Source organism: Arboricoccus pini (assembly GCF_900187945.1).
Taxonomy (GTDB): Bacteria; Pseudomonadota; Alphaproteobacteria; order Geminicoccales; family Geminicoccaceae; genus Arboricoccus; species Arboricoccus pini.
This window is the reverse complement of sequence record NZ_FYEH01000017.1, coordinates 39341-55012: the sequence shown is the minus strand read 5'-3', so window position 1 is coordinate 55012 and position 15672 is coordinate 39341. Positions and strand designations below refer to the sequence as shown.

At 62.8% G+C, this 15672-nt stretch carries 13 protein-coding genes; 7 read left to right on the top strand and 6 right to left on the bottom strand.

The features are described from left to right. Positions 1 to 6: 6 nt before the first annotated feature. Positions 7 to 1068 carry an ABC transporter ATP-binding protein gene (locus tag CFB17_RS17105; RefSeq protein ID WP_207762159.1) on the top strand — a complete coding sequence of 354 codons (1062 nt, stop codon included), beginning with the start codon at positions 7 to 9 and terminating at the stop codon, positions 1066 to 1068. Between the two features lie 24 nt (positions 1069 to 1092). Next, positions 1093 to 2472: an aminotransferase gene (locus CFB17_RS17100; RefSeq protein ID WP_088562792.1), complete on the top strand. Its 1380-nt coding sequence runs from the start codon at positions 1093 to 1095 to the stop codon at positions 2470 to 2472. A 176-nt stretch (positions 2473 to 2648) separates the two neighbouring features. Here CFB17_RS17100 and CFB17_RS17095 read toward each other — a convergent pair whose 3' ends face one another. Continuing rightward, positions 2649 to 3104, bottom strand: coding sequence for a hypothetical protein (locus CFB17_RS17095; protein ID WP_088562791.1), 456 nt, complete (start codon positions 3102 to 3104; stop codon positions 2649 to 2651). Positions 3105 to 3572: 468 nt separating this feature from the next. On the opposite strand from CFB17_RS17095, the gene CFB17_RS17090 reads away from it, so the two are divergent. Further along, positions 3573 to 4631: a PAS domain-containing protein gene (locus CFB17_RS17090; RefSeq protein WP_088562790.1), complete on the top strand. Its 1059-nt coding sequence runs from the start codon at positions 3573 to 3575 to the stop codon at positions 4629 to 4631. A 454-nt stretch (positions 4632 to 5085) separates the two neighbouring features. Here the strand turns inward: CFB17_RS17090 and kdgT are convergent, their stop codons facing one another. Together kdgT and CFB17_RS17075 are read right to left on the bottom strand one after the other, a co-directional pair. Continuing rightward, positions 5086 to 6084: a 2-keto-3-deoxygluconate transporter gene (gene kdgT, locus CFB17_RS17080; protein ID WP_088562788.1), complete on the bottom strand. Its 999-nt coding sequence runs from the start codon at positions 6082 to 6084 to the stop codon at positions 5086 to 5088. Positions 6085 to 6637: 553 nt separating this feature from the next. Continuing rightward, positions 6638 to 7618, bottom strand: coding sequence for a zinc-binding dehydrogenase (locus tag CFB17_RS17075; RefSeq protein WP_407642437.1), 981 nt, complete (start codon positions 7616 to 7618; stop codon positions 6638 to 6640). A gap of 173 nt (positions 7619 to 7791) precedes the next feature. On the opposite strand from CFB17_RS17075, the gene CFB17_RS17070 reads away from it, so the two are divergent. Beyond that, a complete protein-coding gene (locus CFB17_RS17070) occupies positions 7792 to 8697 on the top strand; it encodes a LysR family transcriptional regulator (protein WP_088562786.1) in 906 nt (301 codons plus the stop codon). A gap of 12 nt (positions 8698 to 8709) precedes the next feature. Here CFB17_RS17070 and CFB17_RS17065 read toward each other — a convergent pair whose 3' ends face one another. After that, entirely contained in the window at positions 8710 to 9738 is a 1029-nt protein-coding gene (locus CFB17_RS17065; protein ID WP_088562785.1) for a zinc-dependent alcohol dehydrogenase family protein, read from the bottom strand. Positions 9739 to 9859: 121 nt separating this feature from the next. Here CFB17_RS17065 and CFB17_RS17060 point away from each other — a divergent pair, with 121 nt between their 5' ends. Further along, the gene (locus CFB17_RS17060; RefSeq protein WP_088562784.1) at positions 9860 to 10792 is read left to right on the top strand and encodes a LysR substrate-binding domain-containing protein; all 933 of its coding nucleotides are present in this window, start codon (positions 9860 to 9862) and stop codon (positions 10790 to 10792) included. A 94-nt stretch (positions 10793 to 10886) separates the two neighbouring features. On the opposite strand, the gene allB is transcribed toward CFB17_RS17060, so the two are convergent. Both allB and CFB17_RS17050 read right to left on the bottom strand, forming a co-directional pair. Next, positions 10887 to 12335 carry an allantoinase AllB gene (gene allB / locus CFB17_RS17055; protein WP_088562783.1) on the bottom strand — a complete coding sequence of 483 codons (1449 nt, stop codon included), beginning with the start codon at positions 12333 to 12335 and terminating at the stop codon, positions 10887 to 10889. An 11-nt stretch (positions 12336 to 12346) separates the two neighbouring features. Beyond that, on the bottom strand, positions 12347 to 13138 hold the full coding sequence (locus CFB17_RS17050) for an SDR family NAD(P)-dependent oxidoreductase (RefSeq protein ID WP_088562782.1): 792 nt from the start codon (positions 13136 to 13138) through the stop codon (positions 12347 to 12349). A 107-nt stretch (positions 13139 to 13245) separates the two neighbouring features. On the opposite strand from CFB17_RS17050, the gene CFB17_RS17045 reads away from it, so the two are divergent. After that, positions 13246 to 14151, top strand: a complete 906-nt coding sequence (locus CFB17_RS17045; RefSeq protein ID WP_165769679.1) for a LysR family transcriptional regulator — start codon at positions 13246 to 13248, stop codon at positions 14149 to 14151. Positions 14152 to 14200: 49 nt separating this feature from the next. Then, positions 14201 to 15655 carry an amidohydrolase family protein gene (locus tag CFB17_RS17040; RefSeq protein WP_088562780.1) on the top strand — a complete coding sequence of 485 codons (1455 nt, stop codon included), beginning with the start codon at positions 14201 to 14203 and terminating at the stop codon, positions 15653 to 15655. Positions 15656 to 15672 lie beyond the last annotated feature (17 nt).

Genomic DNA, 15672 nt, shown 5'->3' with positions numbered 1-15672 from the left:
TGCCCCATGAATGCCATCGAGCTGAAAAACATCTCCAAGACCTTCGGCGAATATACGGCCTGCCGGGACGTCAGCCTCGCCATCCAGTCGGGCGAGTTCGTAACGCTCCTCGGTGCATCCGGCTGCGGCAAGACGACCACGCTCAATATGCTGGCCGGGCTCGAGGATCCTACGACCGGCGACATTATGATGCACGGCAAGCGGGTGAACGATCTCTCGCCCGTCCAGCGCGACGTTGCCATGGTCTTCCAGAACTACGCCCTCTATCCGCATATGACGGTGGCGCGAAACATCGGCTTCACCTTGAAGATGCGGGGCATGGAGGCAGCCGGTATCCGCGCGCGGGTCGAAGCCGTGGCGGCCTCGCTCGAGCTCTCACACATGCTGGACCGCTTGCCCTCCCAGCTCTCTGGCGGCCAGCAGCAGCGGGTAGCCATCGGCCGGGCCCTGGTGCGCGAGCCCAAGGTCTTTCTCTTCGACGAGCCGTTCTCGAACCTCGATGCCAGCCTGCGCATGAAGATGCGTGCCGAGATCAAGGAACTGCACCAGCGGCTGGGCGTGACCTCCATCTTCGTCACCCACGACCAGGAGGAGGCGATGTCGATCTCGGATCGGATCGCCGTGATGCATAAGGGTCGGATCGAGCAACTGGGCACGCCCGAGGAGATCTATAGCCGTCCGGCCACGCGCTATGTGGCAACCTTCATCGGCAATCCCCGCATCGAGCTTACGCCCGGCATCGTGGTCGAGGAAGGTGGGCGCTCCTATTGCGAGGCCGGCTCGACCCGCATCCCGTTCGCCGCCAAAGTCGAGGCTGGCCGGGAAGTTGAGGTGGGCATCCGGCCTGAATATGTGCGCCTGAGCGACGAGCAGGGGACACCCGCCATCGTCCGCCTCGTCCAGCCCGTTGGCCCGACCACGCATGTGACCCTCGAATGGGAAGTCGGCACGCTTTTTTGCAGCATTCCGGGCTTCGTCCGGCTGGCACCCGGGACCCGAACCCGTTTCGAGATCGACGCGGCAAAAACCCTCGTCTTCGACCGCGCCCTCGGTACCCTTTTCAACTAATTAACGAAACAACGGCCTAAAAAGATGACAACCCATCTCAAGTCGAATTCCGTTGCGAGCCGTGATGTCGCCTCGCAGCTGCATTCGCAGACCAACCCCAGCCGGTTCGAAGCCGACGGTCCCCTGGTGGTTACGCGCGGCGAAGGCATCCGGGTATTCGACGATGCCGGCAAGAGCTATATCGATGCCATGGCCGGCCTCTGGTGCGCCTCGCTGGGCTTTAACAATGCGCGCCTAGCTGCTGCTGCCACCAAGCAATATGGCGAGCTCGGCTTCTACCATACCTTCTTCAACCGTACCCATGCGCCGGCTACCGACCTAGCTGAGAAGCTGGTCGCCCTGACCGGCATGGAAGGTGGTAAGGCCTATTTCGCGACCTCGGGCTCCGAAGCCAACGAGACGATGGTCAAGCTCGCCTGGATCTACCATACGGTCCGGGGCAAGCCCACCAAGCGCAAGGTGATCGCCCGCGATCGCGCCTTCCACGGCTCGACCATCGCGGCGGCGTCGATGTGCGGCCTCACCTTCATGCATCGCGAGTTCGGCTTGCCGATTTCAGGATTCATCCACACGCTCTGCCCGGATCGCTACCGCAACATGTTGCCGGGCGAAACGGAGGCGCAGTTCGTCGATCGCCTGGTCTTGGAGCTCGAGCGGCTCATCCTGCGCGAAGGCCCGGACACGATTGCCGCCTTCATCGCCGAGCCGATCAATGCCGGTGGCGGCATCATCGTCCCGCCGGCCGCCTATTTCGCCCGCATCCAGGCGGTCCTGAAGAAGTACGATATTCTTTGCCTCGACGATGAGATCGTCTGCGGCTTTGCCCGTACCGGCAACTGGTTCGGCAAGGAGACCGTTGGCCTCAAGCCCGACATGATTGCCTTGGCCAAGGGACTCTCGTCGTCCTATTTCCCGATCTCCGCCGTCGTCCTATCGGGCGAGGTCTATGAGGCGGTCAAGGAATTCAACAAGCAGGGCGGCGCCTTCGGGCACGGCTTCACCAATTCCGGTCATCCCGTGGGCGTCGCCGTAGCCTTGGAAGCGCTCAAGATCTATGAGGAGATGAACGTCGTCGATCATGTCCGCGCCATGGGCCAGCGTCTGCGCAGCCATTTCGCCGACATGGCCACCCGTTTCCCAATGATCGGCGACGTCCGGGGCGAGGGCCTAATGCTGGGCATAGAGCTGGTGGCCGACCGGGAGACGCGCCAGCCCTTCGCGCCGGAACTGCTGGCCGGTCAGAACTTCGACCGGATTGCCTACGACAATGGCCTGATCGGCCGCTGCATGGGCGACACGCTGGGCTTCTCGCCGCCCTTGATCATCGAGGCCGACGAGATCGACCAGGTGGCCGATCTTTGCGAGAAGAGCCTGAAACAGTTGCAGGTCCACCTTAGCGCCTGACCTTGAGTCCTTCCTCGGCCATGGTCGGGGAAGAGTGCGGGGATGGCGCGTCTGAAGACGGATAACCAAGCCGGCAATAGCGCCTGAGCGACGCGATTGCGAAAGGCGGGACCCGTACTATGCCGCCTTCCCGGCCACATTCGTGGGCGCATGGCAAAGACGAAATGGCGGGACGTTCACGTCGGCTTCGAAGGCGACGAAGTGGCCGTCGGGGGCCTGGCATCCTGGCGGGTGTGGGGCCCCTGGTCTCCAACACGGCTCTCGATCCAGCCGCCGCGCATCAGGACGACCCCTCCCCCGCCCTTGCCGTTATCGCGGTTTGAGAGGATGTGCGGACCGAAGACGACGAAGCCGCCCGTTCGACCATGGTTGGAGAGTTCCGGGATCTTCGACGTGCGGTGCGCTCGCAGACACGGCGCGCCCTGGGGCAGGCCCGAGGCGTCGATGCGCCTTCCGTCCGAACGGATATGGACGAGGGCCGGATCATACTCGATCGTGGCACTGATCTTGAGATCGTCGACGATGTCGAGCGTCATGCTCGATCGTCTGGCAAGCGCGTCGGCCGACAAGGCGGTGATTTGCTTTTGGAAAAGCGATGTCTGATCGCTGCCGCTGACAGAGAGTGTCGGCATGAGATGATCCTTCCAAGCATGGGGCCTTTAGCCCCCGGACGCATCGGCCCGATCAAAGGGTGAGCAGCGCAGGCCTCAAAACCGGGGTTTGGCCGGCACCCATGACAGGATCATAGTCCCAGTCGAATTTGCCTTTAACGTCGACACCTAATTCGCGGCCGCTAGACGAAGATTTCCTGACTGACGCGGTTGCGAGCCCGAACGGGCGCATGAGATTTTCAAAATGACGGCATTACCGACCGCAATCGTCCGAACCGGCGACCCTGGCCCGGAGCCATCGGGCGACGGCCGCATGCCGCCGGCCAGCGCAAGACGACGAATGAAAGCAACGGCTCATCCGGCGCTTGTGAGCGCTCAGGTGTCCCTCTTTCGCGAGCCGCCGACAGCCCGCTGTTGGAAACAGTGTATTGGGCATGCATAACTGCTAGGTGTCGGCGATTAGTTATTGGGAGGGAGGAGGTAACGCGCATGGAAACCGCTGCCGGAATTTACGCGCGAATAATGTTTTCTGACGCTGTCTCGTTAGTTGATCCGCAGCTGTCCGATTTGCAAAAGGCAATGCTGGATGCGACACCCGACTGCATTAAGGTTGTGTCGGTTGACGGTAAGTTGCTGACGATGAACAGGGCGGGCTGCGTTGCTCTCAATGTTCCAGAGACGTCCGGATTTGGCATGCCATGGCTGTCATTGCTGCCAGAAGACGTGCGGCCGGCCGGCATGGAAGCGCTCCGCCTGGCAGCGGCGGGACAAAACGCGCGTTTTGGTGGCAAGAGCATATCGCCGATCGGCACGGTATATTGGGACAATCTGCTCACGCCCCTCATCGGCGCTGGCAACCAGGTTTTATCGATCCTTTGCGTGTCGCGCGATGTGACAGAAAAAACCTTGCTCGAACGGCAACTCGAGGAAGCGGTCCAGCGCGAGAAGCTGCTTGCCGGCGAGATGCGCCACCGCATCAAGAACATCTTCTCGGTCGTATCCGGATTGATCTCCATTGCAGAAAAACAGGCGGCATCCGCTGATACGACAGATACCGCTACCGACATTCTTCGCGGAAAGCTCGATGCATTGTCGCGGGCCTCAGATGCGATCTTCGCCCGGCAGACCGGCGGCTGGCGCGATGCTGATCCGGTCGATGTGGCGCTTGTCGTGCCCTCGGTGCTGCAACCCTATGGTGATCGTTGTACGGTAATCGGCAACTCGGTACTGACCCGCCGTGATTCCATGACGACATTTGCGCTATTCCTGCACGAATTGGCGACCAATTCCGTCAAATACGGAGCTCTCAGCAGGGACGAAGGCAACGTATTGATTCGCTGGGTTGCCAGCGACAGCACGATCGATCTGACGTGGATCGAAACAGGTGGCCCCCCAGTCTGGGCTACACCCAAGCATCGGGGTTTTGGAACCGAGATGGTCGATCGTATGGTGCGATCTGCACAAGGCACCATCAACCGCACTTGGTGCCCCGAAGGATTGATGGTCAATCTGCACGTTCCAAACATCTATACCAGTTCTCCGTCTTAGCTCTCCGGGACGGAGCAAAAGTCGCCCGCGGCTGCACGTCGAGAGCCTGACGCGGCGTTGATCCACCTTGTTCGTTTGCAGATCCTGGTCGACGGCGTGGCCTTGGCTGCACGCGCCAGCTGGTTGAGTCGCTCCGCATGCTCACTCTCGGATAAGGCGGCGATCAGCGAAATCTGGATCGCGATGGCACCCGAAAATTCCAGCCGGCCGGTAGCGGCAGATCGAACCCAGGCCCATACAGCGGTACTCTGGCACCACCTTATCATGCAGGCAATATCGGCTCGTCATGAGAAGGCGCTGAAAGTCGCTGGCGCAGTCGGGTCAGGCAGCCAAGCCCTCCTGGTTGGCGATCTGCTTTATGCCGTTCGCCTGATCAGGCCGATTGGCCAAGACAAAATCTCATGCGGGTGATGTTTGCGGGCCATTGAAATCGGGCGTGACCGCGCCGCGAGGGTCACATGGGTTCGACGGTCTGCGGCGAGGCGAGGTCCGATGGTTCCTCGGCCATGCCAGCCATTCGCCTGGCCCAGGTCGCTGTCAGGATAGGAACCAGGATTGCCGTAACTAGGCACGCCGTCGCCACAAGCGCCGTCGCCGCTGGCACCAGCGGCTTGAATTGGGGCAGCATCTCGGCAATCAGAGTCGGATTGGCAATGGCGGCGCCAGCGGTGCTGGAGGCGGCGATGCCAGCTGTGCCGTTCCCGTCGGCGATGAAGCGGTCGACCAGCATCAACGGGATTCCGGTGACGACGATGACACCCAGCCCCAGGACAAGGCCGGCGAAGCCACTTTGCACGATCACGTTAAGGTCGATACCGTTGCCGAGCGCGAATCCGAAGAACGGAATGAGCGGGAGGACGCAGCGGCCGAAGAGCTCGCGAAGATCGGCATCGAGATTGCCCAGGCCAAAGCCGATCAGGAAAGGCAGGACGGCGCCGACGAAGAGGCGGGGCTCGAAATAGGCGACGCCGGCGGCACCCAGGATCAGCATGCTGACGAGCGGTCCCGATTCGATCGACATCAAGACAAAGGCACCGGCCTCTTCCTTGGTCCCGTATTGCTGCATCACGGCCGCGTATAGGCCACCATTCGACATGTCCATCGATGCCGTGATGGCCAGAACCGAGAGGCCGGCCAGGAGCCCGGTCGTGATGCCACCGTCCGGAATGAAGTGTGAGGCGATCAAGGTCGCGGTCCAGGCGACCAGGATCTTGGTGACGACAAGCGTTCCGGACTTTTTCAGGACGAGACCTGTGGCCCTGAGATCGATCGTCGCCCCCATGCAGAAGAACCAGACGGCCAAAATGGGGACCGTGCCGGTAATGAGGCCATTGGTGAACGAACCGAAATAACCGCCAGCGCCGGGCGCGAATGTCTTGCATAAGGCGCCCAGGACCAGAGGAACGAGCATGAGCCCGCCCGGTATCTTTTCAACGGCCCGCAATATCTTCATCAAACTACCTCCCTTTTCTTAACAGCCGCGCGGTTTCACACCGCTATTCTAGGCTCATGGCCACGCCAACCGACTGGCAGACAAATTTGCCGCGCCGAACAGCCGCCGTCCAGCGGCGACCGAATGCTCAATACACAAGCCGGCGTTACCTGTACCGACGATGTTGCTCCCGGCCGACTGGGTGTCGCTCGATCTTCCCCAAATCACCGTGCCTCGCCATCAACGCGTAACTGGGACAGGTCAGGAAGAAGCCGGCTCTCGCGGTGACGATAGACCGGACAAACGCTCAACTTCGGCAGCTGTGCCGTTAGGGTCACGGGTGGGATAGTCCCATGCGTGATCGTGGGCCGCGCTACCGCATCAACGCCACGCCGAACCTGGCCGCGGGCTCAATCAAGTACCGAAGCTACGGCAAGAAATTCCGGACAGCACGGATGAGACCCTCTCGCCAGGGATCCAGGCCTAGATCCCCCCTCGCCATCATCAATTCCGCATTGGCTCGCACGACCAAGTGGCAGTCCCTTCGACAGGCACGCCGCGTGAAACCTTCTGATCAGAACCGGACGAGCGCCTTGCCCTCGATCTTGCGGCTCTTTGAAAGTTCGAGTGCGCACGAAAGTCCGCTGAAAGGCATGACGAGAATGCGTGGGGATCGCAGCCTGCCGATCGCCACCATTTGGAGAACCTCATGACCGGCTTCACGCCAGTCCTGCCAATCCTGCGCCGTGCCGTGCTCATAAACCGCGTTCAACGCCACCTCGTGCAGCGACACTGAGGTCGTGAAAGGCGGAAGCGGCTGCGTTTCGATCCGATCCTGAATGCAGACCAGATGTCCATTATAGCCAATCATCGGTGCCAGCGATGCGGCGTAGGCGCCGCCCGTCGTATCAAAGATAGCAAAGAGGCGTCGTGGCTCGAGCCGGTCTTCCAGTTGTCTTTGCCATGCATCGTCGTGGTAATCGAAGCACCCTGAAACGCCCAACGACAGAAGCTGAGGATGGCGTTTCGGCGATGCCGTCACCCATACGCGCCAGGAGCGTGCCAGCGCCATCTGCATCAGGAAATGGCCGACGGCACCTCCTGCGCCAGTGATGAGAACGTCACGGCCAGGAAGCGGGGGTACCTTTTGCAACGCCTGCCAGGCCGTAAGGCCGGGACATGGAACTGTTGCGGCCAGCTCGTCCGAAAGCCCGGGCGGAACAAGCAGAGCCGAGTCTGCTGAAATGCAGGTGTATTCGGCAAAGCTGCCGTCTCGCGCCAGACTCTGGTGGTAGGCAACACGGGTGCCAAGCGGCAGGTGCACGCCATCGCCTATCGCAACCACCTGGCCAACACCATCGACACCCGGCACATGGCCGGGCTTCCACGCCGTATGACCCGCAGCGATGATCTTCCAATCGACAGGGTTGAGCGCGGCAATCATGTTGTTGACGAGAATCTCCCCGGTGCCTGGTATCGGCACAGGCTTTTCCCGAAGCACAAGCGCGGCTGGTTCGCCGAATCGCTCCCACGTCCATGCTTTTTGAAGTGGCATATCACTCATGGCTGGTCCTCGAAACGCCAGGCACCGACGATGAGCGCAGGAACAGTAATCGGCACAAGCGTCTCCTCCGCGCGCCCGGACTGACACGAAGAAGTTGACCTTGAGCCGCTTTGCTAGTCTTGATTAGACTGGTCATTGGAAAATTGTTTGTGAATTGAAGTCATATGGGTCTATCCACGGTCAATCGGTCCGGCGAAATGGAGATCTTCGTCCAGGCCGTCGATCGCGGCGGCTTTTCGGCGGCCGCCAAAGCTCTTGGGCTTACCCCCTCGGGGGTAAGCAAACTCGTGACGCGGATGGAGGCGCGGCTGGGCGTCCGGCTTTTGCTTCGCTCGACACGCCAGCTCCAACTCACTCCGGAAGGCCGCACCTTTTACGGCCGCTGCGTTCGGGTGCTTGCCGACATTGCAGAGGCGGAGCGGGAGGCTTCGGCTGGCGCGGTACCGCGCGGGCCAGTGCGTATCAACGCCAATGTGCCCTTCGGCTTGCACAAGCTACTGCCGCTCGTGCCGGGATTGCGGGCCCGGTACCCGGCAGTGGACCTCGACATCGTGTTGACCGATCGGATCGTCGATCTCGCGATGGAAGGGGCCGATGTGGCCATTCGCTCCGGCATCTTGCGGCCGTCACGGCTGCGGGCGCGCAAGCTTGGCGAGAGTGGCTATGCGATCGTCGGCTCGCCCGCCTATCTTGAACGCCATGGCACGCCACGGTCTCTGGCGGAGCTTGAACGCCACGCCCGCCTTTCTTTCGACTTTACCCGCAGCGTGCCTGATTGGCAGGTTCTGCATGAAGGACAGATCGTGACACTCCCGCCAAGCGCGGGCGTGCTGGCCAGCAATGGCGAAAGCCTGCGCCGTCTGGCGCTCGACGGTGTGGGTCTGACCCGCCTGAACCTGTTCCACATCGGCCCCGACATCCGCGCCGGAACCTTGGTACCCGTGCTGGAAGACCTGAATCCGCGCGATACAGAAACCGTGCATGCTGTCTACCTGGGACATGCCGGACCGCTTCCCGCGCGCATTCGGGCGGTACTCGATCATCTCGTCGAGCACGTGACTCTGCCATAAACCCCGCAGCGATCAGACGATAGAGATGACCACCTTCCCGAACGGGCCACGATCCAGATGGGCGTAGGCGGCGAGGGCTTCGTCGAAGGGGTAAACCCGGTCGATCACCGGCTTGATTCCGTGGCGTTCGATCGCGTCGTTCATCTGCTCGAAGCCGCGTCGATGGCCGACGGAGACTCCCTGGATCACCGCTCGCCGCAACATCAGTTGCAAGGCGGTCAGCGAGATGTCCGCCCCACCGAGGAAACCGATCTGGGCGATTCGGCCGCCGCTGCTCAACGCGTCCAGCGACTGGCGCAGATTGTCCCCTCCGATTAGTTCCAGAACATGATCGACGCCATCGCCGCTCGTGACCTCGATGGCCTCCGCAGCCCAGGCCGGCGTGGCAGATGTGTCGATGCCGTGAAAGGCGCCCAAGGCCTTCGCACGTTCGAGCTTGCCGGCGTCGCGCGAAGTAATGATCACCCGAGCACCTAGCGCCACCGCGATCTGCAGACCGAAGAGCGAGACGCCACCCGTGCCCTGAACAAGGACGATCTCGCCCGCGGTCAGCCGCCCCGTCTCCACCAGGGCGAACCAAGCCGTCAGCGCCGCGATCGGCAAGGTCGAGGCCTCCTCGTCGGAAAGCGAGGATGGGACCGCCACCGCCACATCTTCCGAGATCACCACATATTCGGCCAGGACACCCGGCAGCGGCCCGCCAAGCGACAGCCCGTGGCGGCGCATTTCAGGTGGCGGAGCGCCATTGATCCATTGCGTCCAGAAATTACCCATCACCCGATCGCCCACGCCGAAACGGGTCACACCATCGCCAATGGCGACGATCGTCCCCGCCATGTCGGAAACCGGAACGAAAGGCATGGCAGGCCGATCCGGCAATAACTGGCCTTCGACGATCAGCTTGTCGCGATAATTGAGCGATACGGCGCCGACCTTGACCAGCACGTCGCGTGGACCGACCGACGGAATCGGATGTTCGACGAGCTTCAGGTTGCCGAGGCCGAAGGCTGAAAGCTGCCATACGCGCATGGTATCGTTCATTGCAAATCCTCAAACAGGCGGCTCCGTAATGGCCGCCGCACCACAAGCAATCTATTGACAACCTAATGGCCGTTGTGGCGCTGATTTCGGCAAAGACTTCCTCCCATTTGTCGTCAATGAGATGAGCACCGACCCGCATTCGCATCTCTCCGGCATAGCCGCGTTCGTGCATTCGGTGGATTTCGGCAGTTTCACCGCCGCGGCCGCCGGGATGGGCCTCTCCAAATCCGCCGTCGCCAAGAACGTGGCGCGACTGGAGGACAGGATCGGCGCGCGCCTGCTCGACCGCACGACGCGCCGACTGGGACTCACCGCTGAAGGGCGGACCTATTACGAGAGCTGCCTTAAGGTTCTGGCGGAGCTGAGCAACGCCGAGGCCTTGCTGGCCTCACGTCGGCAGGAGGTCTCGGGGCTGCTGCGCGTCAGCCTTCCGGTCTCTTTCGGGCCGCGATGGGTCATGCCGGTCCTGCTCGATGTGGTCCGCCGGCATTCCGGCCTGGACCTAGATATCTCGTTCACCGATCGGCACGTTGACCTCGTTGAGGACGGCGTCGATCTCGTCGTAAGGCTCGGCCGGCCCGGGGATATGGCGAGCCTGATCGGGCGCAAGATCGGCACCCAGCGTTCGCTGCTCTGTGCCTCGCCCACCTATCTCGACACCCGGGGACGGCCGCGAACGCCAGCCGATGTCACGGGTCATGATTGCATCGTTTACGCCCGCGACGGGCGCGCCTTGCCCTGGGTGTTGCTGGATGAGGCCGGCAAGCATGTCAGCGTACGGGTCAGACCCCGGCATACCGTCAGTCACGGCGAGGCGTTGCGCCAGGCGGCCCTAGCCGGCGCCGGGCTCGCCTATCTCTCAACCTGGCTGGCCGCCCCTGACCTCCGCGCCGGCCGCCTCGAAGCGGTACTTACCGCCGCTGGTGTCGACGACATGCCGATACATGTCCTCTGGCCCAAGGCACGCGACATGACGCCAAAGGTGCGCGTCGTCGTCGATGCGTTGGTCAGGGGCTTCCTGCCGGTTCCGCCTTGGGATCGATCGGAAGATTGACCAGTCGCGTTTGAACGGTGCCCTGTCATTGCAGCATAAAACCTGGCCGTCCGACGATGCCCAGGGACGGTTCGAAGGGTGATGACGATCAAGGTCAAAACGCGGCGGCAGGCGTGCCGGGCATCCGGGTGATCTCGGCCATGCTGGATTGGGCGTGGCGCACGGTCGGGGCCGGCAGGTTCTGGAGGGTATGCACCGAGCGGCCCCAGCCCTGCGTGTCGTCCTGAAGGACGCGATCCTTCATCACGAAGCGGCCACGGACCAGGGTGTGGACAGGCAAAGCCGTCAATTGACGCCCGTGCCAGGGCGATATCCGGCCACGGGTCTGCAGGCGGGCATCGTCCACCGTCCATGGGCGGTTCAAGTCAACGATGGCGATGTCGGCATCCGAGCCTACCATCAAGGCGCCCTTTTGCGGATAGAGCCCCCAGACCCTGGCGGGATTGGCCGAGCTCCAGCGCACATAATCCTCGATTGCCATGCGCCCATTGCCTGCCTCGGTCAGCATTATCGGCATCTGCGTCTCGACCCCGGGAAAGCCGCAATCGACCGTCCAGATGTCCGCGCGGGTCTTCTCCTCGCGGGTATGTGGCGCATGGTCGGTGGCGATCATGTCAATCGTGCCGTCCTGCAGGGCCGTCCAGAGCGGCTCCTGATTCTGGGCCTCGCGGACCGGTGGATTGACGCGGATGACACCGGCAAGACGGGCGTAATCCGCATCCGAGAGAAAGAGATATTGCGGGCAGGTCTCGCCGGTGATCTCGACGCCGCGCGCCTTGGCCTCGCGCAAGGGACGAAGCTCGGCGGCCGAGGAGATGTGCAGGACATGGATGCGAGCACCCGTCCATTCGGCCAGCACGGCCGCCCGCGAGACGGCCTCGATCGCCACGACGGCCGGACGGGCGGCGAGATGGGCCAGGGGATCGGTGCGGCCGGCCGCGCGCAGCCTCGCCTCCCGCCGCTCCATGATCGAGTTCGTCTCGGCGTGCAGGGCTATGCGCTTGCCAGTCGGGGCGACGAGTTCGAAAGCCTCCAGCATCGCTCCGGTGTCGGGCGAAGGGATGCGCCCGAACGTGTTGCCCATATAGAGTTTGAAGCCGATGATGCCGCCTTCGATCAGGGCCTGCACGTTGGCAAGGCTCTCTTCACCCAGAACCGCATAGAGGCCGTAATCCACATGGGCCTTGCTCGCGGCGATCGCGTGCTTGTCCGCCAGCGCATGGGCAGTGGCGACCGTCGGCAGGGTGTTGGGCATGTCAAAGACGGTGGTGACACCGCCGAAGGCAGCCGCAGCCGTGCCGCTGGCGAAATCTTCCTTGTCGGGATAGCCGGGATCGCGGAAATGAACATGCGCGTCGATTGCACCCGGGAGAATGTGCAGGCCGGTCGCATCGAGGGTTTCCCGTGCGGGCGGCATGGCAGTCTCGTCGGCGATGGCCAGAATTCGACCATCCTTGATCGCTAGGCTGGCTGGCAGTGAGACATTCTCGGAGACGAGCGTGCCACCGTTGATGACGAGATCGGCGGTCATGGAAGGGGTCATCCAATTACTCCTCAAAGGGCTGCCCAGCCGCCATCCACCGGCAAATCGACGCCGGTAATCTGCCTTGCGGCGTCGCTCGCGAGGAACAGGCAGGCATTGGCCACATCGACGTCGGTGGTGATGCGCTGGAGCGCATAGTCGGCGGCATGGCGACGGGCTGCCTCGGCCTCGGTGATGTTCAGCTGTCGCGCCATGTTGCGGCAGACCTTGTCGCGAAACCGGGGGCCATCCACCATGCCTGGAGCGACGCAATTAACGTTTATATTGTGTGGTCCGGCCTCGAGGGCGAAGCTCTTGGTGATGCCGCGAAGCCCCCATTTCGAGGCCGAGTAGGCCATGCGCCCTGCCCGGCCTCGCATGCCGAATGTGCCCCCGACATTGACGATCTTGCCATCGTGCTGCGCCATCATCGCTGGCAAGACAGCGCGAATGGCATGAAAACAGCCATTCATGTTCAAAGTGACGATCTCGTCGAATTCCGCGGCGCTGGTCTCCGCCCCCGTCTTGCCGATCGGTCCGGAGCCACCAGCCACATTGACGAGGATGTCGATGCGTCCGAACGCCTCGAGCGTTTGCAGGGCCGCCGCCTCACAGGCCGCCGAATCCAAAAGGTCGCAGGCCACGATGAGGGATTGGGTGCCGGATGCCGCCAACTCGGCCTGCAAGGGTACCACGGCCCCGGTGTCGCGCGCCCATAAGGCCAGTCGGCAGTTTTCCTTAGCAAAGGCGCGCGTTATTGCGCTGCCCATGCCCTTGGCCGGCCCGGTGATGACGGCCACCCGATCGCGAAGCCCCAAATCCATCCTTGTCTCCTCTTGCACGCCGTCGCATGGAGCCCCGATGGCGCGAAGCAATCCACTGCTATATTTGCCTCGGGGCGATGCCGGAAAAGCAACACGGGAAAGCGACCATGCGTCATCTGCGCGTGCTGCATTATCTTTGCGAGATCGCCCGAACCCAATCGATCCGGCAGGCAGCCCTTAATCTCAACCTCACCCCTTCGGCCATGAACCGCCGGGTGCAGGACCTTGAGGCCGAGATCGGCGCTGACTTGTTCGAGCGGCATTCCCGTGGCGTGCGGCCAACCGAAGCCGGCCTGACGTTTCTGCGCTACGCACGTGGCCAACTGGCCGAGGCCGAGCGGCTGCGCGCGACGATCGACGCCTTGGCCGGCTTGCGACGCGGGCCGGTGCGGATCGCCTGCAGCCAGGCCGTGGCCCATGAATTCCTGCCGATGAGCACGGCAAGGTTTCGCGCCCAGCATCCGGGACTGTCATTCGAGGTGGAGGTCAGCGCGCACGATCGGGCCCTCGCTGCCCTTAGCGACTACGAGGCCGATCTCGCCTTGGTGGTCAAGGAAGGAATGGTGCCGGCCTTTCGCATCCTCGCGGTGCTGCCGCAGCGCCTGGTGGCGATCCTGAGGGCCGATCACCCGCTGGCCAGCCAGTCCGAGGTGTCGCTCAAAGCCTGCGCGGACTATCCCCTGGCGCTTCCCTCGGCCGGCATGGGCACGCGGCGCCTGATCGATGACGCGGCCACGCGCATGGAACTCGATCTCTGCGTGGCCCAGGTATCGAACTCGTTCGAAATGCTGCGGGCCACGGTGCGGCACGAAAATCTCGTCTCCTTCCAGATCGAGATCGGCCAACCCGCGAAAGAAGAGCAGTCGCTGGTCGCACGTCCGCTGGCCAGCGGCGAGGTGCCGCTGGCCGAGCTTGTTCTTTGCCAGCTGCGCGCTCGCGAACTGCCCCTGGCGGCGCGCGCCTTCGCCCTCGCACTGGCAGCGGAGTTGGCCGCACCAAAGGCCTCGGCATAGAACATGCTTCATCGGCCGAACGACGATTTCAGTTCAAAGCGTGGACACAATGAACTCTCAGTCCGTCATGCGCGGCCAGCTCATCGATTTCGGACCCTTAGGATGCCCTTGCTGTAAACCCGCCTCGGTTCATTTCGCCGGCACCGAGATCAGCTCCGTGATCGACGACGACACGGCGCCGAATACCACGCTCTTGATGCCTGTACTGGCCAATGCCCACGATCATCTGCGGGGCATCAAGCCGATTTCGTTAGGCGCCTTCGACCTGCCCCTAGAATTGTGGCTGACGGCGATGAGCAACATCCCCAAGCCCGATCCCTATCTGGTGGCTGCCACGGCCCTCGGGAGGCAGGCGCTAGGCGGGATCGGCACCATAATGATCCACTATACGCGCCCCAACGACGCCAACGCCCTGCCCGTAGAGCTCCAGTCCGTGGCACGAGCGGCGCAGGACATCGGCGTGCGCGTTGCCATCGCCGTGTCGATGCGCGACCGTAACCCGCTGGGGTACGGCCCCGACGAACAGATTCTGGAGGGACTGGACCCGTCGGATCAGGCCAAAATAAGCGAGAAGCTAATACCCTCCATGCGCTCACCTGCAGAACAGATGAGGCTGGTGGAAGCGTTGGCGGAACAACTCGAATCGCCGCTGGTGAGCGTGCAGTACGGCCCCTACGGCATGGAATGGTGCTCCGACGGACTCTTGGAGCAGATAGCCCGGCGATCAGCCGAGACGGGGCGCCGGGTGCACATGCATCTCCTGGAATCAGGCCTGCAGCGGGAATATCTCGATCATCTCCACGAAGGCCAGCCGATCCGCCACCTGGACGACCTGGGGCTGCTCTCCGAACGGCTCTCCGTGGCACACGGTGTCTGGCTGCGGGAGGACGAGATGGAACTCCTGGCCGCGCGCGGGGTAACACTCTCCACCAATGCCTCCTCCAATCTGTCCCTTCGCTCCGGCAGACCACCCGTGGCGGAGATGGTTCGCCGACAGATGAAGCTAGCCATCGGCATGGACGGGTTTTCCTTCGACGACGACGACGATGGCTTTCGGGAAATCCGGCTGAATTACCTCCTCCACAAGGGCACCGGCCTTGAGGGCGGATTGCCACTCGGCACGCTCCTGCGGGCGGCCTGCTATGGCGGCCGCCATAGCGTGGCCGGCCTAGCCCCCGGCAGCGGCGTGGCTGCCGGGGCGCCAGGCGACCTCATGGCGTTGGATTACGGCGCGATCTCCAGCGACATCCTGATGCCAGCCGATCCGGTCAACGTGCTGGTGCACCGAGCCACCTCCCGTATCCTGACGCGCATGGTCGTGGCCGGACGGACCGTCGTCGAAGACGGGCGTCTAACCGGCATCGACCTTTCGGGCGCCCGCGCCGAGATGGACGCTCAGGTGCGCCACGGCCTGGGCGCGTATCAGGCCTGGCGGCAGGTCTCCGACAAGCTCGGAGCGCGACTGCGCAACTTCTATCAAGCCGGCTTCCACCGCTGCGGCTGACGGCAACGGCAAAAAAT

Bases quoted from the DNA above. Each gene is read 5' to 3' on its own strand.
- CFB17_RS17105 (WP_207762159.1), top strand. From the start codon at position 7: ATGAATGCCATCGAGCTGAAAAACATCTCCAAGACCTTCGGCGAATAT.
- CFB17_RS17100 (WP_088562792.1), top strand. From the start codon at position 1,093: ATGACAACCCATCTCAAGTCGAATTCCGTTGCGAGCCGTGATGTCGCC.
- CFB17_RS17095 (WP_088562791.1), bottom strand. From the start codon at position 3,104: ATGCCGACACTCTCTGTCAGCGGCAGCGATCAGACATCGCTTTTCCAA.
- CFB17_RS17090 (WP_088562790.1), top strand. From the start codon at position 3,573: ATGGAAACCGCTGCCGGAATTTACGCGCGAATAATGTTTTCTGACGCT.
- kdgT (WP_088562788.1), bottom strand. From the start codon at position 6,084: ATGAAGATATTGCGGGCCGTTGAAAAGATACCGGGCGGGCTCATGCTC.
- CFB17_RS17075 (WP_407642437.1), bottom strand. From the start codon at position 7,618: ATGCCACTTCAAAAAGCATGGACGTGGGAGCGATTCGGCGAACCAGCC.
- CFB17_RS17070 (WP_088562786.1), top strand. From the start codon at position 7,792: ATGGGTCTATCCACGGTCAATCGGTCCGGCGAAATGGAGATCTTCGTC.
- CFB17_RS17065 (WP_088562785.1), bottom strand. From the start codon at position 9,738: ATGAACGATACCATGCGCGTATGGCAGCTTTCAGCCTTCGGCCTCGGC.
- CFB17_RS17060 (WP_088562784.1), top strand. From the start codon at position 9,860: ATGAGCACCGACCCGCATTCGCATCTCTCCGGCATAGCCGCGTTCGTG.
- allB (WP_088562783.1), bottom strand. From the start codon at position 12,335: ATGACCCCTTCCATGACCGCCGATCTCGTCATCAACGGTGGCACGCTC.
- CFB17_RS17050 (WP_088562782.1), bottom strand. From the start codon at position 13,138: ATGGATTTGGGGCTTCGCGATCGGGTGGCCGTCATCACCGGGCCGGCC.
- CFB17_RS17045 (WP_165769679.1), top strand. From the start codon at position 13,246: ATGCGTCATCTGCGCGTGCTGCATTATCTTTGCGAGATCGCCCGAACC.
- CFB17_RS17040 (WP_088562780.1), top strand. From the start codon at position 14,201: ATGAACTCTCAGTCCGTCATGCGCGGCCAGCTCATCGATTTCGGACCC.